The organism is Mycobacterium sp. DBP42, from assembly GCF_005924235.1.
Lineage (GTDB): Bacteria > Actinomycetota > Actinomycetes > Mycobacteriales > Mycobacteriaceae > Mycobacterium > Mycobacterium syngnathidarum.
This window is the reverse complement of sequence record NZ_VCMY01000042.1, coordinates 23343-45049: the sequence shown is the minus strand read 5'-3', so window position 1 is coordinate 45049 and position 21707 is coordinate 23343. Positions and strand designations below refer to the sequence as shown.

Genomic DNA, 21707 nt, shown 5'->3' with positions numbered 1-21707 from the left:
ATCTGAGACCTACTCAGGGCCGAGGCCGAGCAGCTTGACGCTCTCGTCCCGCATGTCGACCTTGCGGATCTTGCCGGTCACCGTCATCGGGAACTCGTCCACCACAACCACATAGCGCGGAATCTTGTAATGCGCCAGCTTCCCGGTGGCGAAGGCCCGCAGCGACTCGGCGTCCAGCGGCGCCCGACCCGGCTTCATCCGGACCCAGGCGCAGATCTCCTCGCCGTACTTGGCATCGGGGACGCCGATCACCTGGGCGTCGTCGATGTCGGGATGGGTGTAGAGGAACTCCTCGATCTCCCGGGGGTAGACGTTCTCCCCGCCGCGGATCACCATGTCCTTGATCCTGCCGACCACCGTGCAGTAGCCGTCCTCACGCATCACCGCCAGATCGCCGGTGTGCATCCAGTCTTCGGTATCGATCGCCTCGGCAGTCTTGGCGTCCTGATCCCAATAGCCCAGCATCACCGAATACCCACGGGTGCAGAACTCCCCGGGTTGTCCGCGCTCGACCGTCTCACCGGTATCCGGGTCGACGATCTTGATCTCGAGGTGTGGATGGACCCGCCCGATGGTGGCGGTACGGCGCTCCAGATCGTCGTCGACCAGCGTCTGACACGACACCGGTGACGTCTCGGTCATGCCGTAACAGATCGCCACCTCCGCCATGTGCATGTCGGCCACCACCCGCTTCATCACCTCGACCGGGCAGACCGAGCCCGCCATGATGCCGGTCCGCAATGAGGACAGGTCGAACTGGGCGAAATCGGGATGCCCGAGCATCGCGATGAACATCGTCGGCACCCCGTACAGCGCGGTGCACCGCTGCGATTCGACCGTGGCCAGCGTGCTGCCGGGATCGAATCCCGGTGCGGGGATGACGATCGTCGCGCCGTGGGTCAACGCCCCGAGGTTGCCCATCACCATGCCGAAGCAGTGGTAGAACGGCACCGGGATACACACCCGGTCGCCGCGCTCGAAATTGATCAGCCCGCCGACGAAGAACCCGTTGTTCAGGATGTTGCGATGGCTGAGCGTCGCTCCCTTGGGGAATCCTGTTGTCCCCGAGGTGTACTGGATGTTGATCGGGTCGGTGTTGGTCAGCTCATCGGTCCGCGCCCGCAATTGGTCCTCGCCGACCTGCTCTGTGTGCAGCCGATCCCAGTCCAGGGTGCCGAGGAAGATGATGTCTTTCAGCGCCGGACAGTCCGCCCGCACCTCGGCCACCATCGTCACGTAGTCGGAGGACTTGAAGGCTGTCGCCGACACCAGGGTTCGGATACCGGATTGCTTGAGTACGTACGCCAGCTCGTGCGTGCGGTAGGCGGGGTTGATGTTGACCAGGATCGCGCCGATCTTCGCCGTCGCGAGCTGCAGCATCACCCATTCGGCACAGTTGGGCGCCCAGATACCGACACGGTCGCCCTTCAGCACACCCAAGGCCATGAGCCCGCGCGCCACCGAGTCGGCTTCGCCGTTCAGAGCGGCGTAGGTCCAGCGCCGCCCGGTGGCCACCTCGACCAGCGCCTCGGCGTCCGGATCGGCCGCCACCATGCGCTCGAAGTGCGCGCCGATCGTCTCTTCGAGCACCGGTACCTCGGCAGGGCCACGATCATAGGAACTCAGCGCCGTATTCATTCCACAAGATCCTCGTATCGGTATTCGGCGGAAATCGGTTGGCCCGCTTCATGAGCCGCTTCCTCACGTTTGCGCAACTCCACGCGGCGAATCTTGCCCGAGATCGTCTTCGGCAGGTCGAAGAACTCGACCCGGCGCACCTTGAGATAAGGCGCGAGATGGTCACGGGCATAGGCCATGACGTCTCTTGCCGTGTCCGCGTCGGCTTCCCAGCCATCGGCCAGCGCGATGTACGCCTTGGGCACCGACAACCGGGTGTCATCGGGTTGGGGCACCACCGCGGCCTCGACCACGGCCGGATGCTCGATCAGCACACTTTCCAACTCGAAAGGCGACACTTTGTAGTCACTGGACTTGAACACGTCGTCGGTGCGCCCGATGTAGGTGATGTAGCCATCCTCGTCACGCGCAGCGACGTCACCGGTGTGGTAAAAGCCGCCGGCCATCACGGCCTCATTGCGTTGCGGGTCACCGAGATAACCGGTCATCAGGTTCCGCGGGTGTGCCGCCAGGTCCAGGCAGATCTCCCCTTCCTCGGCAAGCGTCGAGGTGATCGGATCCACCAGCACCACCGGAACTCCCGGCATCGGACGGCCCATCGAACCGGGTTTCACCGGCTGGCCGGGGGTGTTACCGATCAGCAGCGAGGTCTCGGTCTGGCCGAACCCGTCGCGAATCGTCAGCCCCCAGGCCTTTTCCACCCGGGCGATCACATCGGGGTTCAACGGCTCACCGGCGCCCAGGATCTCTCGTAATCCTTCGGGCCGCGCCCCCAGGTCGGCCTGAATCAGCATGCGCCACACCGTGGGTGGGGCGCAGAAGGTGTTGACCTTCGCCCGCCGCAACTGGCCCAACAGTGCCGCGGCATCGAAACGCGCGTAGTTGTAGACGAAGATCGTCGCCTCGGCGATCCACGGCGCGAAGAAACAGCTCCAGGCGTGCTTGGCCCAGCCGGGCGAGCTGATCGCCAGGTGCACGTCGCCGGGCCTGACGCCGATCCAGGCCATGGTGGTCAGATGGCCGACCGGGTAGCTCACCTGGGAATGCTCGACCAGTTTCGGCCTGCTCGTGGTGCCCGAGGTGAAGTAGATGAGCATCGGGTCGTCGACCGTGGTGCACGCCTCGAACCGGCGCGGTGCCACGTCCTTCGCATCGGTGTAGCGATGCCAACCGGGCGAGGCCTGGCCGACCGCGATTCGCACATAGTCGCCCGGCACCCCGGCGAACTTCACCGCGTCGGCCGCGTTGGCGATGACGAACCGCGCGCCGCCGCGGGCGATGCGATCGGACAGATCCGCCGGGCCCAGCGCCCCGGTGGTCGGCATGATGACCGCGCCCAGCTTGGCGATGGCCAGCATGGCCTCCCACAACTCGACCTGATTGCCGAGCATCAACAGGACGCGGTCGCCCTTGCCCACGCCGAGCCCCTGCAGCCAGGCCGCGACCCGGTCGGACCGCTGCGCTATCTCGGCAAAGGTCACCTGCCGCTCGGAACCGTCCTCCTCGACGATCCACAGCGCGGTGCGGTCATTGCCCCTGGCGATGGCGTCGAACCAGTCGACTGCCCAATTGAAGGTGCCGCTGATCTGCGGCCAGGCGAACTCGTCGACGGCCCGCTCATAATCGGCGATGGCGGCAACCAGCTGGTCACGGGCACCGCGGTAGCGGTCCGTGTTGCTCGCGACGGCATTCATGACAGTTATGCTCTACGTCACACTTGCCGCCCGCTACCCCCGAAAGTGTGTACCCACGATGCGCCCCTGGTTGCTGCGCCCTCGCGACGCCGACGCGGTACGCGCCGAGCTGCGCCGGATGGCCACCGACACCGGGCTTCCGCTGACCTTCGGCGGGCAAGTACACGACGACACCCTGCTGTTGAGCGAGTTCTTCGGCACCCGCACCGGCGCCATGCGCGGGCTGGCGGTGTTGCCGCGCGCCGGGCTGGGCGGGGCCAGCGTGGTCTCTCGCCGTCCCATCTCGGTGACCGACTATCGACGCGCCTCGACCATCACCCACGACTACGACGAGCCGGTGCTGTCCGAGGGCATCCGCTCGATCCTGGCGGTGCCGGTGCTCGTCGACGGCACGACCCGGGCCGTGCTGTACGGAGCCCACCGCACCAGCGCGCCGATCGGCGATCGCACCGCCGCGGCGATGGTCGCCTCAGCGCAACGGTTGAGCGACGAGCTGCGGGTCCGCGACGAAGTGGACCGGCGCATGCGGATGCGCGAGACCGCGCTGACGAATTTCACCAGCCAGCCGGCCGACACCGAGCAGATCCGCGAAGTGCACGCCGACCTGCGCCGGCTGGCCGCCGACACCCCGGACCTGGCCGGGCCGTTACGGGAGCTCGCCGACCGGCTGGCGGTCGCGCTGCGCGGCGATCCCCCGGCCAGCGCCCCGCTGACCTCCCGCGAGGTCGACGTGCTGGCGCAGGTCGCCCTCGGGTGCACCAATGCCGAAGCAGCGCAGCGTCTCTCGCTCAAGCCGGAAACCGTGAAGAGCTATCTGCGTAGTGCAGCAGCCAAGCTCGGAGCCCGCAATCGCCATGAGGCGGTGTCCAAGGCCAGGCGGCTGCGACAGATCCCCTGACGAAGGGGCGGGACACTTGTGCTGAAGATTGAGGTCACCAGGTGGCCGCGATCTTCAGCACAACGGTCGGCTCGGTACTGGGAGGATGACCGTATGCCTCAGATCACTCCCTTCCGCATCGCCATTCCCGACGCCGACCTCGACGACCTCAAGGCCAGGCTGAACCGGACCCGCTGGCCCGAGCCCGAGTGCGTCGACGACTGGTCCCAGGGCATCCCGCTGGACTACACCAAGGAACTGGCCGACTACTGGGCCAAAGACTACGACTGGCGCGTCCGCGAGGCCGCCCTGAACCGGTTCGACCACTTCACCACCGAAATCGACGGCCTCGACATCCATTTCATCCACCAGCGCTCCGGCCGTGAGAACGCGTTCCCGCTGCTGATCACGCACGGCTGGCCCGGTTCCATCGTCGAATTCCACAAGGTGATCGAGCCGCTGACCGAGGCCGGATTCGACATCGTGTGCCCGTCACTTCCCGGCTACGGGTTCTCCGGCAAGCCGACCGCCACCGGCTGGGGCATCGAGAAGATCGCGCGAGCCTGGGACACGTTGATGACGCGGCTGGGATACGACCGCTACGGCGCCCAGGGCGGTGACTGGGGTGCGGCGGTGACGACGCAGATCGGGCGCAACGTCGGATCGTGCGTCGGTATCCACGTGAACATGCCGATCGCGCAGCCGCCCGCCGAGGGCATCGGCGAGATGACCGAGGACCTGCAGAAGGCGCTGGCCCGGATCGACTACTACCGCAAATGGGATTCGGGCTACATGAAGCAGCAGTCCACCCGGCCGCAGACCGTCGGCTACGGCCTGGTGGACTCCCCCGTCGGTCAGCTGGCCTGGATCGTGGAGAAGTTCTGGTCCTGGATGGACTGCGACGGAAATCCCGAGAATGTGGTGTCCAAAGACGAGATGCTCGACAACGTCATGCTCTACTGGCTCACCGCGTCGGCGGCCTCGTCGGCGCGCTTGTACTGGGAGAGCCACAACACCTTCGCCGGCGGCGAATACGTCAGCCTGCCCACCGGTATCGCGTCCTTCCCGCTGGAGATCCTGCGCGCCCCGCGCAGCTGGTGCGAGACCGGTTACAACGTCACCCACTTCACGACGATGCCGCGCGGCGGGCATTTCGCGGCCTTCGAACAGCCCGAGCTGTTCGTCGAGGACGTGAAGACTTTCTTCGACACCGTGCGCTGAGGATGCACTCCGCGCCGTTTTCTACTGCAGGGCTGCGAATTTCGAGTGGCAACCACCCCGCTGCAGAAAACGGCGCGGAGTAGCGACGAAAGTCAGGCCAGGGAATCGACCCAGGCCCGGTGCAACGCCGCGTAGGCACCGTCGGCGCGGCCGATGAGGTCACGCGGCGCGCCGTCCTCGATGATGCGGCCGTGCTCGAGCACCAGGACCCGGTCCGCGATCTGCACCGTGGACAACCGGTGCGCGATCACCAGCGCGGTGCGGTCGGCCAACACGGTTTCCAACGCGCGCTGCACCATTCGTTCGCTCGGAATGTCCAATGAGGACGTCGCCTCGTCCAGGATGAGCACCGCCGGATCAGCCAGAAACGCCCGGGCGAACGCCACCAACTGACGCTGGCCCGCCGACAGCCGGCCACCGCGCTTGGCGACATCGGTGTCATATCCGTCCGGCAATGCCTCGATGAACCGGTCCGCACCAACCGCCGTAGCAGCCTCCCGAACCTGGGCGTCGGTGGCCGAGGGCCGGCCGAACCGGATGTTGTCGGCCACCGTGCCGGAGAACATGAAGTTCTCCTGGGTCACCATCACCACGTGGCGGCGCAGCTCGGACTGCGCGAGCTCACGCAGATCCACCCCGTCCAAAGTCACAGATCCGGCCGTCGGGTCGTAGAACCGGGCGATCAGCTTGGCGATGGTGGTCTTGCCCGCACCGGTGGTGCCCACCAGCGCCAGCGTCTGACCGGCGGGCACCGCGAGCTCAAGCCCGGGCAACACTGGCCGGCCGGGTGTGTACTCGAACCGCACGTCGTTGAACGCGATGTCGCCCTTGGGGGCTGGCAGCGCAACCGGCACCTGCGGGTCGGCGATCGCGGGCCGCTGCGCCAACACTCCGGCCAGCTTCTCCAATGCCGAGGACGCCGACTGGAAGGTGTTGAAGAACTGCGAGATCTCCTGCATCGGCTCGAAGAACATCCGCAGATACAGCAGGAATGCGGCCAGCGTGCCGATGGTCATCTCGCCGTGCAGCACCCGGTAGCCGCCATAGAGCAACACCACCCCGGTGGTGAGGTTGCCGACCAGCTTGACCCCGGGCATGAAGACCGCCAGCAGCTTGAAGGTCTTCTCGTTGATCGCCCGGTACTCGTCGGCGACGTCGTCGAAGATCTCCTGATTGCGCGACTCACGCCGGTAGGCCTGCACCGCTTTGATGCCGGTCATGGTCTCGACGAACTGCACGATCACCAGTGCGGCGCTTTCGCGCACCAGGCGGTAGGTCTTGGCCGACTCGTTGCGGAACCACCACACCAGGGCGACCAGGATCGGGAACGCCGCCAGGCACATCAAGCCCAGCCGCCAATCGAGGGCCACCAGCAGGACCGCGGTGCCGAACAACGTCAGTACCGCGGTGATCAGGCTGTCGAAACCGGTTTCCAGCATGTCCTGGATAGCCTCGACGTCGTTGGTGGAGCGACTCACCACCCGGCCCGACGTGTAGCGATCGTGGAAGGCCACATCGAGGCGGCCGAAGTGCCGGAACACCCGGCGGCGCAACTCAAGCAGCACCCGTTGGCCGACCCGCCCGGAGCGGCGCAGGAAGAACATCCGACTGACCGCCTGCACGATCACCACCGCGCACAACGTCGCGACGATGAACATCAGCTCACGGGCCGGGCCGCCGTCGAGGATCGGGGGGATGCCGCGATCGATACCGCGCTGCACCAAGATCGGAACCGACAGCCGGGCCGCGTTTTCCACCACGACCACCAGCGCCAGCACCGCAACCGTCCATCGATACGGGCGCAGCAAGGACATCAGCAACGCCCGGGCCTCGCGGCGCCTTGGCACGCTCTCGTCGATAGGAAGCGCCGAGCGTTCGACACCGACGCCGTTGGCGTCGTCGTCCACAACCTGGCCGCGCCATTCAGTGGTCGTCATCGGCGGTGCACCTCCTCAGCCAGGCGCGGAGGCTCGCCCGCCTCATCGATGGCGGCGCGCTCGGCATGCCCGCGCTGCAACCGGCCCAACTCCTCGTCGTCCTCCCATTCGCAGCTGCGCTCGGAAGCGTCGTCGAGTTGGTCATCGGCAGCCAGCAGGTAACGGTATTGCGGTACCTGTGCCAGCAATTCCGAGTGACTCCCGATGTGGGTGATGGTCGCCCCAGAAGAACCAACCCTGTGAAGAAGCGCGACCTTGTCGGCCAGCAGCACGGTCGACGCGCGGTGGGCCACGATGATGCCCGTCACCCCGCGCAGCACCCGGCCCAGCGCCTCGGTCACGACGGCCTCGGTGTGCACATCCAGTGCCGAAAGGGTGTCGTCGAGCACCAGGATCTTGGGCGCGGCCAGGATGGCGCGGGCCAGCGAAAGGCGTTGGCGCTGACCGCCCGACAGGCTCATGCCCTGCTCGCCGATGCGGGTGTCCAGACCGAACGGCAGGTCGTAGACGAAGTGCGCAGCCGCGATTTCGACCGCCTGGCCCAACTCCTCGTCGGTCGCATCAGCACGGCCCAGCCGTAAGTTCTCGGCCACCGACATCGAGAACAGCGTCGGATCCTCGAATGCGGTGGCAACCGTCTGCCGCAGTGCAGGCAAGCTCAGCTCCCGGATATCGCGCCCGTCGATCAAGATCTGGCCTTCGGTCACGTCATACAACCGCGAGAACAGCGCTGCCAGTACCGATTTGCCTGATCCCGTCGCACCGACCAGGGCCAGCGTCTGTCCCGGCTCGACGACGGCATCCACGTGGCGCAGTGCCCAATTGTCCGGCTCGCCGGACGGCGCCATTCTGCCGCCGTCGGGGAACTGGAAACCCACGTCGCGCAGTTCCAGCCGGCCCCCACGGGGAAGCTCGGATACCGGGCCATCGGTGATTTCGGTCGGCGCATCGAAGATCTCGGCGATGCGGTTGGCCGCGGTGAACGACTCCTGCGTCATGGACAGCAGAAAGCCCAGCGACGCGATCGGCCACACCAGCGACAACATCATCGTGATGAAGGCGACCAGCGTGCCCATCGTGACGTGGCCGTGGCCTGCCGCGTACGCACCGAACCCCAGCACCACGATCAGCGTCAGGTTCGGGATGACCTCCAGAAGGGTCCAGAACTTCGCCGACACGCTCACCCTGGCGAACTGAGTGTCGTACAGCCGCGTGGCCTGTTCGTCGAATCGGTCGAAAACGTAATCCTCCCGGCCGAAGGCCTTGACCACCCGCAGCCCGAGCGCAGCCTCCTCGACATGGGTTGCGACGTGGCCGGTCTGGTCCTGCGCGAGCCGCGACAACCGGGTGTACTCCCGCTCGAAGTGCAACACGGTGGCGGCGATGGGCACGATCGATACCAGCACCACCACACCCAGCGGCCAGTACATCGCCAGCAGGATCGATGTCACCACGACGATCTGCAAGGTGTTGAGGATCAGGAACACCAAACCGAACGACAGGAACCGCCGGATGGTGGACAGATCGTTCATCACCCGCGACAGCAGCTGGCCGGACTGCCAGCGGCCGTGAAAGCTCATCGGCAGGATCTGCAGCCGGGCATAGAGATCCTTGCGGATATCGGCCTCGACGCCCATGGTTGCGCGGGCGACCATCCAGCGCCGGATGAACCACAGCACCGCCTCGGTGATGCCGACCGCGACCGCGGCCGAACCCAGTACCCACAGCCCGTGCGGATCCTGGTGGCGTACCGGACCGTCGATCACGGCCTTCGTCATCAGCGGAATCGCCACCGTCGCGGCCAGGCTGACCACTGCGACCACGACCATCACGATCCAGCGGGCCCGGTACGGCAACAGATAAGGCAACAGCCGCCACAGATCTGAACTGGTCCGGATCCGCTTCGTAGAGGGGGCGATCGCGGGTTGACTCACTGGATCAATCTTCCCATCAGGGGCAAACGATTAACCTCATGCCGCGGGGACCTCCTCGGAGAATTGTGTGTCATACAGCTCGGCGTAGCGACCGCCGCGGGCCAGCAGCTCGCGATGGGTGCCGCGTTCGACGATGCGCCCGTCCTCGACGACCAAGATGAGATCGGCGGCGCGGACCGTGGACAACCGGTGGGCGATGACGAGCGACGTCCGCCCGCCCAGCGCCTCGGCGAGGGCCTGCTGCACGGCGGCCTCCGAGGCCGAATCCAGCGACGCCGTCGCCTCATCGAGCACCACCACCCGTGATCGTCCCAACAGCAGGCGCGCGATGGTCAACCGCTGCCGCTGCCCTCCGGACAGACGGTATCCGCGCTCACCGACAACCGTGTCCAAGCCGTCGGGCATCGCGGCGACCACATCGTCGAGCCGGGCCCGGCGCAGCGCCTCCCAGAGCTGGCCTTCTTCCGGAGCCGCCCCGACGGCGACATCGGATCGAGCGTCGGGTGCTCCGAATACCAGGTTCGACCGGATCGACTCGTGGAACAGGTGCCCGTCCTGCGTCACCATGCCCACGGTGTCCTTGAGCGACGCGAACGTCACGTCACGCACGTCGGCCCCGTTGAGCTTGATCGACCCGGAGTCGACGTCATAGAGCCGGGCCAGCAGCGAGGCGATGGTCGACTTGCCCGCCCCCGACGACCCGACCAGTGCCACCATCTGCCCGGGCTCGGCCGTGAACGAAATGCCGTGCAGTACCTCGTCACCACCGCGGTCGTCCAGCGTCGCCACTTCCTCCAGCGAGGCCAGCGACACCTTGTCCGCAGACGGGTACGAGAAGCGGACGTTGTCAAACTCGACAGCGACGGCACCATCCGGCACCTCGACAGCATCGGGCTCCTCGGTGATCAACGGCACCAGATCGAGCACCTCGAAGACCCGCTCGAAGGACACCAACGCGCTGGCGATCTCCACCCGCGCGTTGGCCAGGGCGGTCAACGGCGCATACAGCCTGGTCAGCAGTAGCGCCAACGACACCACTGCGCCGGCCTGCAACTGTCCGCCGATCGCGAATAGCCCGCCGAGCCCATACACCAGGGCCAGGGCCAGCGCCGACATCAGCGTCAGCGAGTTCATGAACGTCGACTGCAGCATGGCCGTGCGCACCCCGATGTCGCGCACCCGGTCGGCACGCACCGCGAACTCACGCGACTCGTTTTCCGGGCTGCCGAACAGCTTGACCAGCGTGGCTCCCGGAGCTGAGAACCGTTCGGTCATTTGAGTGTTCATCGTGGCGTTGTGGCCGGCTGCCTCGCGTGACATCCCGGCCATCCGGGCCCCGATGCGACGTGCCGGCAGCACGAACAACGGCAGCAGGGCCAACGACAGCAGGGTGATCTGCCACGAGATGCTGAGCATCACGATCAGCGTCAGGGTCAGGGTCACCACGTTGGCGACGATGCCCGAGAGCGTGTCGGAAAAGGCCCGTTGCGCGCCGATCACGTCGTTGCCCAGCCGGCTGACCAAGGCGCCGGTCCTGGTGCGGGTAAAGAAAGCCACCGGCATGCGCTGCACGTGGTCGAACACCGCGGTGCGCAGGTCCAGGATCAAACCTTCGCCGATGTTCGACGACAACCACCTGGTCAGCAAGGCCACCGCGGCTTCAGCGACCGCAATCACCGCGATGGTGCCGGCCAGCAGAACCACCGTCGACGACGGCCCACCCTGGGTGATCGCGTCGACCACCCGGCCGGCCAGCACCGGCGTCGTCACCGTGAGCAGCGCACTGACCACGCTGATCGCGACGAACCCACCGAGAGTGCGGTGGTGGCGCGCGGAGAACCGCCAGATCCGCGACAACAGCCGCCGATCGGCCAATGTGCGCAGGTCGCCGTCGCGCGCATGCGCCTGCCGATACAGCGACTGCCTGGCCACCGTTTCCATACTCATGAGCATCACCGTAAAACCTGAACAATTATTGAGGTCAAAGACTTCCCTGGGTGCCTACGCGATTCGCCGTAGTTCATCGGGCAAGATGGCGGTTATGGATAGCGCAACCGGTGGCATGGCCTCGCCCCGGGTCCTCGTCGTAGACGACGACCCTGACGTGCTCGCCTCCCTGGAACGCGGGCTGCGGCTGTCCGGGTTCACCGTCTCGACGGCCGTGGACGGAGCCGAGGCGCTGCGCAGCGCCACCGAGACCCGCCCGGACGCGATCGTCCTCGACATCAACATGCCCGTACTCGACGGCGTGAGCGTGGTGACCGCGCTGCGCGCAATGGACAACGACGTACCGGTCTGTGTGCTCTCGGCCCGCAGCAGCGTCGACGACCGCGTGGCCGGCCTGGAAGCCGGCGCCGACGACTACCTGGTCAAACCATTCGTGCTGCAAGAGTTGGTGGCCCGGGTCAAGGCCCTGCTGCGCCGGCGCGGCGCCTCGGCCACCTTCTCCTCCGAGACCATCCAGGTCGGCCCGCTGGAGGTCGACATCCCCGGCCGCCGCGCCCGGGTCAACGGCGTGGACGTGGACCTGACCAAACGCGAGTTCGACCTGCTCGCCGTGTTGGCCGAGCACAAGACCGCCGTGCTGTCCCGGGCACAGTTGCTGGAACTGGTCTGGGGCTACGACTTCGCCGCCGACACCAACGTGGTGGACGTGTTCATCGGCTACCTGCGCCGCAAACTCGAAGCCGGCGGCGCGCCGCGACTACTGCACACCGTCCGCGGCGTCGGATTCGTCCTCAGGACGCAGTGATGAGCGCTCGCGCGAAGAATCAACGGCCGTAGCCGACATGAGACCGCTGACCCGGATCTTCCGCCGCACACCCTCGCTGCGGACCCGGGTCGCGTTCGCCACCGCCATCGGCGCAGCGATCGTCGTCGTCATCGTCGGCACCATCGTCTGGGTCGGCATCACCAACGACCGCAAGGAACGCCTGGACCGCCGCCTCGACGAGGCGGCGGGATTCGCGATTCCGTTCCTGCCGCGCGGTCTCGGCGAGATCCCCCGCTCGCCCAGCGACCAGGACGCGGTGATCACCGTCCGGCAGGCCGGGGACGTGTCGTCGAACTCGAACGTGGTCCTGCCCGAACTGCCCGACGGCTACGCCGACACCTACATCGACGGTGTGCGCTGGCGCGTACGCACCGTGCAGATCCCCGCGCCCGGACCGATGTGGGTGGCCGTCGGTGCGACGTACGACGCCACCATCGCCGACACCAACAACCTGCATCGCCGGGTGATCATCATCTGCGTGTTCGCCGTCGGTGCGGCCACCGTGCTGGGCTGGGTGCTGGCCGCATTCGCGGTTCGCCCACTCAAACGGCTGGCCGAGCAGACCCGCGAGATCGAGGCGAGCGACGAGGCTCCCGACGTCGAAGTGCGCGGTGCCAGTGAGGCCGTCGAGATCGCCGACGCCGTCAACGGCATGCTGCAACGCATCTGGTCCGAACAGGGCCGCACCAAGGCCGCGCTGGCCTCGGCCCGTGACTTCGCCTCGGTGTCCGCCCACGAACTACGCACCCCGCTCACCGCGATGCGGACCAACCTGGAAGTGCTGTCCACCCTCGACATGCCCGACGATCAACGCAAGGAAGTCGTCGGCGACGTCATCCGCACCCAGTCACGGATCGAAGCCACCCTCGGCGCGCTGGAACGCCTCGCCCAGGGTGAGCTGTCCACCACAGACGACCACGTCACCGTCGACATCACCGAACTGCTCGACCGCGCCGCCCACGACGCCATGCGCGTCTACCCCGACCTCGAGGTGTCGCTGGCGCCGTCACCGACCGTGATCATCATCGGCCTGCCGACCGGGCTGCGCCTGGCCGTCGACAACGCGATCGCCAACGCCGTCAAGCACGGCGGCGCCACGCGAGTGCAGTTGTCAGCGGTGAGCTCGCGCCAGGGCGTGGAGATCGCCGTCGACGACGACGGGGTGGGCGTGCCCGAGGAAGAACGCGCAATGGTGTTCGACCGCTTCTCCCGTGGGTCGACAGCGTCGCGATCGGGCTCCGGGCTCGGCTTGGCGTTGGTGGCTCAGCAGGCCGAATTACACGGCGGAACAGCGACTCTGGAATCGAGCCCGCTGGGCGGGGCACGCCTGCTGCTGCGCCTGCCCGGCCCGCACTAGCCTGAGCACGGTACGAAATCGCCCGCCTCCGTTGGCAGAGGCGGGCGATCCGTGTGGCTTCCTACTTCTTCTCGCGCTGAGACTTGCCGCTGTCCCAACGGTTGAACCCGGCTTTCTCGGCGGATTCGACGTCGGCGAACCAGATCTCGGCGATCGTCACCGAGTAGGACGGGCTCTCCGGCGAGTGATAGAGCATCGAATCCTCGTTGCCCTTGATCAGATACCCGCTCGGCGTGCCCGCACCCGAGACCCGGACCGAGCCGGCACCGTACGGTGTCTCCTCGACGACCTCGACGTCCTCACCGGCTGCATCGTCGGCGGCCTCATGAGCACCACCGCCGGAAGCGAACTTGGCTGCCCCCGCCGCCCCCGCCGCGCCGGCGGCGGCCGCACCCGCCGCTGCGGCACCGGGACTGGCGGCCTTCGGCAGCTGAGTGGTGGGCTCATCACCCGTACCGGCCTTGGGCAGCTTGGTCGTAGCGTCATCGCCCACAGCCGTTGCGCCTGCGGCAGTCCCACCGGCCGCCGCGGCCTTGGCGCCGGCGCCGGTCGTGGTGTCCGGGCGGCGCCCCAGGGCACCGTAGACCGGCACTTCCCGCTTGACCCTGCGCAAGGTCAGCGCCAGCGTCAACACCAGCCCGAGCACGAAAGCCAGGGCCATCAACCACCAGTTCACATCACTCATCGTCCTGCTCCAATCTCACGTGAGCCGGGCAGTTCGGCGAACGCCTGTTCTTCACTGGTGGGCTTGACGGTCACCACGGTGATCAGCCAGGCAACCAGTGACCCCACCACGAACGCGAGCAGATACCACAACCATTGGATTACGAAGTCCATGTCGATTCTCCCTAGTTGACCGTGATCTCGACGCGGCGGTTCTGCGCCTTGCCTTCGGGGGTGTCGTTGCTGGCGATCGGATTCGCCGAGCCGGCACCGGACGACGTCACATGGTCGGCCGGCAACCCCTGCGAAACCAGATAATCTGCAACGGCTTTGGCGCGGTTGCCGCTGAGCGGAACGTTGATCGCGTCATTGCCCGAACTGTCGGTGTAACCGGTGACGGTCACCCGCGCGCCCTCACACGACTTGATCTTGTCGGCGACCTGCGTCAACAACTGCTGCGATGCCGGCGCCACCGCGAACCCGTCGGTGCTGAAGTTGATCGGAGTACGCAGCAGCGCACTCACATCGTCCTGCAGCGCCGCGCAGGGTCCGGGGGTACCGCCGGGCGCACCCGGTGCACCGGCCTCAGGCGCCGGAGGTGCGGGGGCCGGAGGTGCGGCCGCAACCTGAATGTTGTTGACGACCTTGATGTTCGGCCACGCCTCTTTGGCGGCCGCCTCGACCGCGTCGCGCACCTCCGCCGACGGCGCGGTACCGGTGAGCGTCAACCTGTCCCCGTCGATGCTGAAATTGAAGTCCGGAATACCCTCGGCCGCAGCGTCGAAAACCTTGCCCAGTGCCGACACGTCGGGGGTGTTCACACCCGGACGCAGATTGAGATTGTCGACCAGATTGACGTCCGCGCCGAACTTTCCGCGCAACCAGTCCAGCAGTGAGGCCTTGGCCGCCGCGTCCGGAAGATCACCGGTGAGATTGAAGTCATTGCCGTTACGGGAGATCGACAACGGTGCGAACGACAGATTCGGCAAATTCACGTTGGGTGCGTTGACGTCCGGGGTATTCACGCCCGGAGCGGTCAAAGTCGCCGTGGGATTCACATCGGGAAGCGTCAGATCGGTGTCCTTGTCCGAGCGGTCGAGCCCGCCCCATCCGATCAGCCCCAGCAACAACGGAACTGCCGCCAGCGCCAACAACCAGCCCACACCCGGTGGTCGTCGATATAGCTTGGAGGCTGTTTGCCAGCCGGTGATTGTCCGAGATTCGTCCGAACTCGACATTTTTGGGCACTCCCTGAAGTCGACGAACAGTTATCTACAGCAGCGAAACAGGTTGACGGTAGCAGTAAATGGAAATCAACGGTTAGGTTCGGCCAATACTTTCCGAACCTACGGAAACGTCAACGGACGCCGAGTAGATCGATAACGAAGATCAACGTCTTTCCCGAAAGTCGATGTCCTGAACCCGCAGGCCCATAGGCCTGGGCAGGCGGAATGACGAGCTGGCGACGACCGCCGACTCGCATGCCGGGAATTCCGTCCTGCCAGCCCTGGATTAGGCCACGCAATGGAAATTCAATGGACTCTCCGCGATTCCATGAGCTGTCGAACTCCTCACCGGAGTCGTATTCGACACCCACGTAGTGCACCTCGACAGTGGCGCCGGGCACAGCCTCTGGGCCGTCACCGACCACGAGGTCTGTGATGACCAATTCAGTAGGGGCAGGGCCATCGGGAAACTCGATGTCAGGTTTTGTACTCACCTGATCAACGGTAGTCCGGCAGACTGGTTGTGTGGCCAAAGATCAGGACATCCTCGCCGAAGTTCACCGGCTCGTTGCCGAAGAGCAGGAGCTCCGGACCAAACTGCAGCGGCGGGAAATCGACGAAACCGAAGAACAGCAACGTTTGCGATCACTGGAAGTCGCCCTCGACCAGTGCTGGGACCTGTTGCGGCAGCGCCGCGCGCTGCGCGAGACAGGTCAGGACCCCGGCCTGGCCCAGACACGCGGGGCCGACGAAGTCGAAGACTACCGAGGCTGACCGGCCGGGCGTGACGTGACGGAAAAAGCGTTGGACGCCGTCGTCATCGGTGGCGGGCACAACGGTTTGGTGGCCGCTGCCTACCTGGCCCGGGCCGGACGTCGAGTTCAGGTGCTCGAACGCCTCGACCACGTCGGCGGCGCAGCGGTTTCGGCGCATGCCTTCGACGGCATCGATGCCCGGTTGTCGCGATACTCGTACCTGGTCAGCCTGCTGCCCTCACGCGTCATCACCGATCTGGGCGCCCGCATCCGGCTGTCGCGCCGGCGAATCTCGTCCTACACCCCGGATCCGGCGACCGGGGGCGCCACCGGCCTACTGATCGGGCCGCAGCCGACATTCGACGCGATCGGCGCCGGCACCGACGCGCACGGGTTCAGCGACTTCTACCGACGGTGCCAACTGATCACGTCGCGCATCTGGCCGACGTTGCTGCACCCGCTGTGCCACCGGAGCGAGATCCGCCGAAACGTGCTCAACGGACACGACGCCGAGACCGCCGCGGCCTGGGAGGCGCTGATCGAACGTCCTATCGGCGAGGCGATCACCGCTGCGGTGTCGAACGATCTGGTACGCGGCGTGATGGCCACCGACGCCCTGATCGGCACGTTCGCCGCTCTGGATGACCCCAGCCTGATCCAGAACGTGTGCTTTCTCTACCACCTGATCGGCGGCGGTACCGGCGACTGGGACGTCCCCGTCGGCGGAATGGGCGCGGTGAGCGGAGCACTGGCCGCCGCCGCGACCGGCTTCGGCGCCGAGATCATCACCGGGGCAGATGTTTACGCGGTCACCCCGGACGGCGAGGTCCGCTACCGGCACGGCGGATCGGCGCGGCAGGTCTGCGCCGAACGTGTGCTGGCCAACGTCACCCCGGCCGTACTCGCCGACCTGCTCGGTGAACCGGCGCCCGAGAGCGCGCCCGGCGCGCAGGTGAAGGTCAACCTGATGCTGCGCCGGCTCCCCCGCCTCCGAGACCAGCAGGTCACGCCCGAGCAGGCATTCGGCGGTACGTTCCACATCAACGAGACGTTCAGCCAGCTGGAGAGGGCCTACGGCGCCGCAACCGCCGGGCGTGTTCCGGACCCGCTGCCGTGCGAGATCTATTGTCATTCCCTGACCGACCCCAGCATCCTGTCCGAGGATCTGCGCGCCTCGGGGGCACAGACGCTGACCGTCTTCGGGTTGCACACTCCGCACTCACTGTCGGCCGGCGATCCAGACCGGACTCGCGACCGGTTGACCTCGGCGGTGTTGACTTCGCTGAATTCGGTTCTGGCCGAACCGATCCAAGATGTCCTCATGGAGGATGGCGCAGGCCGGCTGTGCATCGAGACCAAGACCACCGCCGATCTCGAGCAAGCGCTGGGGATGACCGCAGGCAACATCTTCCACGGCGCGCTGCGCTGGCCGTTCGCCGAGGACGACGCTCCGCTGGTGACGCCGGCCCAGCGCTGGGGTGTGGCCACCGCCCACGACCGGATCCTGTTGTGCGGCTCGGGATCGGTACGCGGCGGAGCGGTCTCCGGTGTCGGCGGACACAATGCCGCGATGGCGGTGCTCGAAGGCTAGCGAACCCGCGACAGAATGGCGCGCAACGCTTCCAAGTCCTCGGCGTCGAGTGAGGCGAGCGCCTGCGGCGCCGGATCTTCGACCTCGTCGATGCGGGCCAGCAGCGCGCGGCCGTCATCGGTGAGCGAGACCAGCTTGCTGCGCCGGTTGGCGGGGTCGACCTCACGCACCACCAGCCCCCGCTCCTCAAGGTCGTTGACGGCGACCGTGGCGGCGGGGGCGTCAACTGTCGCCGCGTAGGCCAGCTGCTTGACTGTCAGCGGCTCACGCGCAAGCCGTTTTAATACGCGGATTCGGCTGAAGGGCAGTCCTGTTCGCTCGATCACGGCCCGCCTCCAGCGGTCGCGGTGGTCGAACACCAACGTCGTCAAAGCAGCCCACACCTCATCTGCCAACCGGGTCGGCCCGTCACCGGACACGGGTCACCTCCGGGACATGGTGCTCACCGATCAGTGGCGCCAGGCTCTGGGCAGAACGCAATGCCCGCGGTGTGGTGGAGACGACGCCGAGCGCGAAGATCACCAAGCCCAGTGCGGCACAGACAAACCAGAGTGGACGGGCCGCCAAGGCGAAATCCACACCGGTGCCGGCGAGCGCGGCACCTGCCACCGAACCACACAGTGCCACACCGACACTCACACCGACCTGACGACTTGTCGACGCGACCGCCGAGGCCGCACCGGCACGATCGAGCGGCATACCACTGACGGCCGTGGTGGTGATCGGTGCATTGACCATCGAGAAGCCGATGCCGAACACCGCGAATATCACCAGCAGCTGCCACACCGGGGTATCGCCGCTCAACCGGGTCAGCAGCACCGTGGCCACGGTGATCGTCGCCCCCGACACCAACAGCGACGGACGGCTGCCGTACCGCCCGACCAGTCGGCCCGAGAGCGGCGAGAAGATCAGCGCGCCCGCGGCGACCGGCAGGTAGATCAGGCCGGTGTGCATCGCCGAGTAACCACGTTGCGTCTGCAGGTACAGCGACATCATGAACAGGAACGCCCCGTAGGCGGCAAAGGCACAGACCGCGATCACGGTGGCCGAGGCGAACGGCACGCTGCGGAAGAAGCGCAGATCGATGAACGGGTCCGTGCGGCGCGATTCGTACCGCAGGAAGGCCACCAGCGCCACCAGAGCGACGGCGGCGACAGCCAGGGTGCGCGTATCCGCCCAGCCGAATCCTGGTCCCTCGATGAGCACGAACACCACGCCGAACAGGAACGCCACGCCCAGCACCTGGCCGATCGGGTCGAGATCCCGCATCGTCGACGACTTGGATTCGGGCACGAAAATCGCGGTGAGCACAACGGCCAGGGCGCAGATCGGCAGGTTGATCCAGAACACCGCGCGCCAATCGACGTACTCGATCAGTGCCCCGCCCACGATCGGGCCCAGTGCCATCGAGATACCGACCACGCCGCCCCAGACACCGATCGCGCGGGCCCGCTCAACCCGGCCGGTGAACACCTGGGTGATGATCGACATGGCCACCGGATTGAGCATCGAACCGCCGATGGCCTGCAGAAATCGCGCGGCGATGAGGGTTTCGACGTTGGGCGCCAGGCTGCACAGCAGGGATGCCACCGCGAAGATCGTCAGGCCGAGCTGGAATGTCCGTCTGCGGCCGAACCGGTCGCCGGTGGCGCCGGCCAGCAACAGCAGCGAGGCCAGCACCAGCGTGTAGACATCGACGATCCACTGCAGCTGCGACGGTGACGCGGCCAGATCGTCACGGATGCTCGGGATCGCGACGTTGACGATGGTGGCGTCCATCGACACGATCAGCAGGCTCAGACAGCACGAGACGAGGATGATCGCCTTGCGCCGTGCAGTGAGCGAGCCGACAGTTGTATTCACACAACTATTGTGAAACTACAACTATCGATGAGGCAAGTCGACGCCAGGGCGCCGGTGCCGCTGCGCTGGCGAGGATTGCCGAGCGGAGGGAAGCTCAGCGCTTGTTGATGTCGACGTACCCGCGCTCGGTGTAGCCGGTGTAGATCTGGCGGGGACGGCCGATCTTGTTCGGCTCCGAATGCATCTCCCGCCAGTGCGCGATCCATCCCGGCAACCGGCCCAGTGCGAACAGCACGGTAAACATGCGGGTCGGGAAGCCCATCGCCCGGTAGATCACGCCGGTGTAGTAGTCGACGTTCGGGTACAGCTTGCGCTCGACGAAGAAGTCGTCGGTCAACGCGATCTCTTCGAGCTGCTTGGCGATGTCGAGCAGCTCGTCGTCGCCACCCAGCTTGCCCAGGATCTTGTCGGCCTGCTCCTTGACGATGCGCGCCCGCGGGTCGTAGTTCTTGTACACCCGGTGACCGAAGCCCATCAGCTTCACGCCGTCTTCGCGGTTCTTGACCTTCTTGACGAAGGTCTGCACGTCGTCGTCGCCGGTGCGGATCTTCTCCAGCATCTCCAGCACGGCCTGGTTGGCGCCACCGTGCAGCGGGCCCCACAGCGCGTTGATACCGCCGGAGATCGACGTGAACAGGTTGGCCTGCGACGAGCCCACCAGTCGCACCGTCGAGGTCGAACAGTTCTGCTCGTGATCGGCGTGCAGGATCAACAGCATGTCCAGCGCGCGGACGATCTCGGGATCCACCTCGTACGGCTCGGCCGGGAAACCGAACGTCATCCGCAGGAAGTTCTCCACCAGCGTCAACGAGTTGTCCGGGTACAGGAACGGCTGCCCCTCGGACTTCTTGTAGGCATATGCCGCGATCGTCGGCAGCTTGGCCAGCAAACGAATCGTCGACAGCTCGACCTGCTTGTTGTCCAGCGGATCCAACGAATCCTGGTAGTAGGCGCTCAACGCGTTGACCGCACTCGACAGCACCGGCATCGGATGCGCGTTGCGCGGGAAGCCGTCGAAGAACCGCTTGAGATCCTCGTGCAGCAGGGTGTGCCGCTGAATCTGAGTGGTGAACGTCTCCAACTGCTCGGCCGTCGGCAGCTCACCATAGATCAGCAGGTAGCTGACCTCGATGAACGTGGAGTTCTCGGCCAGCTGCTCGATCGGGATGCCCCGGTACCGCAGGATGCCGGCATCACCGTCGATATAGGTGATCGCCGACTTGGTGGAAGCGGTGTTGACGAAGCCACCATCGAACGTGGTGTAGCCGGTCTTGGCCAGCAACGGACCAAGTGCGATGCCGTCACTGCCCTCGGTCGCATGGACGATATCGAGATCAATCTCGCCACCGGGGTACTTGAGAGTGGCAAGCTCCTGCCCACTCGACGGGTTTTCGGCCACGGGAATCCCTTCATCGCGTCCTGGGAACCGACAACTGCTCTACAAAAGGTAGTCGCAATCGATCAACGCTGCCCGCGGGGGGTTACCAACGGGTCAGGAAAGCTGGCTGAGCGCCGATTCGGGCGCCTCCTGAACGCCCGCCGCGACGGCCCGGAAATCGGCGTACGTCGCCTCGATCCGGGCGACGACATCGTCGACGGTCAGGGAGTCCCACCCTGCCTGAGATCCCAGGTCAGCGATGGCGGTCATGAGGATCGAACCCCACACCACGGCCGTCAGCTTGAGCCGGCGGTCGTCGCCGGACACCCCCATCCGCTCTGCCAGCGCCACGTTGACCGCGTCCGCCCGGAACTCCGAAGCGGACTGCATCAGCGCCGGAGACGACGTGACGATGCGCGCCGAAGCCAACAGCCGATCCGACGTGAGCTGAGTGGGTGGCGCAGTCTTGGTGTTGAGGAACGCCTCCACGTGCGCCCGGTAGAGCGCCTCCATATGGGGGATCTCGGCCGGTTGCGCGGCGAGCGCGATCGCGACGATCTCGATCACCTCATCGACGAACGCCAACACGACGGCATCCTTGGTCGCGAAGTAGCGGCTGAACGTGCGCGGGGACACATCGGCCACCGCGGCGATCTGTTCAACCGTGGTTTGCTCGAAACCCTGGCGGTCACACAAATCGATGGCAGCCTCGATCAATGTCGCCCGGGTACGTTGCTTCTTACGCTCACGCAAGCCCATCGCCGCCTGCCGCACAACGTCAACCACGAAACGGATGCTAG

19 protein-coding genes are annotated in these 21707 nt (G+C 66.2%); 6 read left to right on the top strand and 13 right to left on the bottom strand.

All coding sequences use genetic code 11. The features are described from left to right. Window positions 1-9: 9 nt before the first annotated feature. Both E0T84_RS26290 and E0T84_RS26285 read right to left on the bottom strand, forming a co-directional pair. Entirely contained in the window at window positions 10-1626 is a 1617-nt protein-coding gene (locus E0T84_RS26290; RefSeq protein WP_138745948.1) for an AMP-binding protein, read from the bottom strand. Window positions 1627-1634: 8 nt separating this feature from the next. Further along, window positions 1635-3332: an AMP-binding protein gene (locus tag E0T84_RS26285; RefSeq protein ID WP_138745940.1), complete on the bottom strand. Its 1698-nt coding sequence runs from the start codon at window positions 3330-3332 to the stop codon at window positions 1635-1637. Between the two features lie 58 nt (window positions 3333-3390). Between E0T84_RS26285 and E0T84_RS26280 the strand changes: the two genes are divergently transcribed. Both E0T84_RS26280 and E0T84_RS26275 read left to right on the top strand, forming a co-directional pair. Then, the gene (locus tag E0T84_RS26280) at window positions 3391-4230 is read left to right on the top strand and encodes a LuxR C-terminal-related transcriptional regulator (RefSeq protein WP_138745939.1); all 840 of its coding nucleotides are present in this window, start codon (window positions 3391-3393) and stop codon (window positions 4228-4230) included. Between the two features lie 93 nt (window positions 4231-4323). Then, window positions 4324-5430 (top strand): epoxide hydrolase family protein, encoded by a 1107-nt coding sequence (locus tag E0T84_RS26275; RefSeq protein ID WP_138745938.1) that lies wholly within the window; start codon window positions 4324-4326, stop codon window positions 5428-5430. Between the two features lie 92 nt (window positions 5431-5522). On the opposite strand, the gene E0T84_RS26270 is transcribed toward E0T84_RS26275, so the two are convergent. From E0T84_RS26270 to E0T84_RS26260, 3 genes are read right to left on the bottom strand one after another with little or no spacing between them, the layout of a single operon-like run. Further along, window positions 5523-7367, bottom strand: a complete 1845-nt coding sequence (locus E0T84_RS26270) for an ABC transporter ATP-binding protein (protein ID WP_138745937.1) — start codon at window positions 7365-7367, stop codon at window positions 5523-5525. Beyond that, a complete protein-coding gene (locus E0T84_RS26265) occupies window positions 7364-9301 on the bottom strand; it encodes an ABC transporter ATP-binding protein (protein ID WP_171055184.1) in 1938 nt (645 codons plus the stop codon). The genes E0T84_RS26270 and E0T84_RS26265 overlap by 4 nt, the downstream gene beginning before the upstream one ends. Window positions 9302-9337: 36 nt before the next feature. After that, on the bottom strand, window positions 9338-11248 hold the full coding sequence (locus E0T84_RS26260) for an ABC transporter ATP-binding protein (protein ID WP_138745935.1): 1911 nt from the start codon (window positions 11246-11248) through the stop codon (window positions 9338-9340). Between the two features lie 94 nt (window positions 11249-11342). On the opposite strand from E0T84_RS26260, the gene prrA reads away from it, so the two are divergent. After that, complete coding sequence (gene prrA / locus E0T84_RS26255) at window positions 11343-12053, top strand: two-component system response regulator PrrA (protein ID WP_003884623.1); 711 nt, start codon at window positions 11343-11345, stop codon at window positions 12051-12053. Window positions 12054-12090: 37 nt separating this feature from the next. Further along, window positions 12091-13431 carry a HAMP domain-containing sensor histidine kinase gene (locus E0T84_RS26250; RefSeq protein WP_138745934.1) on the top strand — a complete coding sequence of 447 codons (1341 nt, stop codon included), beginning with the start codon at window positions 12091-12093 and terminating at the stop codon, window positions 13429-13431. Between the two features lie 61 nt (window positions 13432-13492). Here the strand turns inward: E0T84_RS26250 and E0T84_RS26245 are convergent, their stop codons facing one another. From E0T84_RS26245 to E0T84_RS26235, 4 genes are all read right to left on the bottom strand, one after another. After that, window positions 13493-14116, bottom strand: a complete 624-nt coding sequence (locus tag E0T84_RS26245) for a hypothetical protein (protein WP_138745933.1) — start codon at window positions 14114-14116, stop codon at window positions 13493-13495. After that, the gene (locus E0T84_RS31975) at window positions 14113-14268 is read right to left on the bottom strand and encodes a hypothetical protein (protein WP_165617771.1); all 156 of its coding nucleotides are present in this window, start codon (window positions 14266-14268) and stop codon (window positions 14113-14115) included. Before E0T84_RS31975 ends, E0T84_RS26245 begins: the two co-directional genes overlap by 4 nt. Window positions 14269-14279: 11 nt before the next feature. Continuing rightward, window positions 14280-15332, bottom strand: a complete 1053-nt coding sequence (locus E0T84_RS26240) for an OmpA family protein (protein ID WP_138745932.1) — start codon at window positions 15330-15332, stop codon at window positions 14280-14282. A 119-nt stretch (window positions 15333-15451) separates the two neighbouring features. Beyond that, window positions 15452-15814 carry an FKBP-type peptidyl-prolyl cis-trans isomerase gene (locus E0T84_RS26235; RefSeq protein WP_070189275.1) on the bottom strand — a complete coding sequence of 121 codons (363 nt, stop codon included), beginning with the start codon at window positions 15812-15814 and terminating at the stop codon, window positions 15452-15454. Window positions 15815-15845: 31 nt separating this feature from the next. Between E0T84_RS26235 and E0T84_RS26230 the strand changes: the two genes are divergently transcribed. Together E0T84_RS26230 and E0T84_RS26225 are read left to right on the top strand one after the other, a co-directional pair. Then, the gene (locus E0T84_RS26230) at window positions 15846-16094 is read left to right on the top strand and encodes a DUF2630 family protein (RefSeq protein ID WP_070944766.1); all 249 of its coding nucleotides are present in this window, start codon (window positions 15846-15848) and stop codon (window positions 16092-16094) included. Window positions 16095-16109: 15 nt separating this feature from the next. Next, window positions 16110-17666, top strand: a complete 1557-nt coding sequence (locus E0T84_RS26225; RefSeq protein ID WP_138745931.1) for an NAD(P)/FAD-dependent oxidoreductase — start codon at window positions 16110-16112, stop codon at window positions 17664-17666. Here E0T84_RS26225 and E0T84_RS26220 read toward each other — a convergent pair. The 4 genes from E0T84_RS26220 to E0T84_RS26205 form a co-directional block, all read right to left on the bottom strand. After that, complete coding sequence (locus E0T84_RS26220) at window positions 17663-18085, bottom strand: MarR family winged helix-turn-helix transcriptional regulator (protein ID WP_138745930.1); 423 nt, start codon at window positions 18083-18085, stop codon at window positions 17663-17665. The two genes, E0T84_RS26225 and E0T84_RS26220, sit on opposite strands and share 4 nt — an antisense overlap. After that, complete coding sequence (locus tag E0T84_RS26215) at window positions 18075-19529, bottom strand: MFS transporter (protein ID WP_138745929.1); 1455 nt, start codon at window positions 19527-19529, stop codon at window positions 18075-18077. Before E0T84_RS26215 ends, E0T84_RS26220 begins: the two co-directional genes overlap by 11 nt. A gap of 94 nt (window positions 19530-19623) precedes the next feature. Next, a complete protein-coding gene (locus tag E0T84_RS26210; protein ID WP_070189280.1) occupies window positions 19624-20928 on the bottom strand; it encodes a citrate synthase in 1305 nt (434 codons plus the stop codon). 93 nt (window positions 20929-21021) lie between these two features. Beyond that, the gene (locus E0T84_RS26205; RefSeq protein WP_083284542.1) at window positions 21022-21693 is read right to left on the bottom strand and encodes a TetR family transcriptional regulator; all 672 of its coding nucleotides are present in this window, start codon (window positions 21691-21693) and stop codon (window positions 21022-21024) included. Between the last annotated feature and the right edge of the window lie 14 nt (window positions 21694-21707).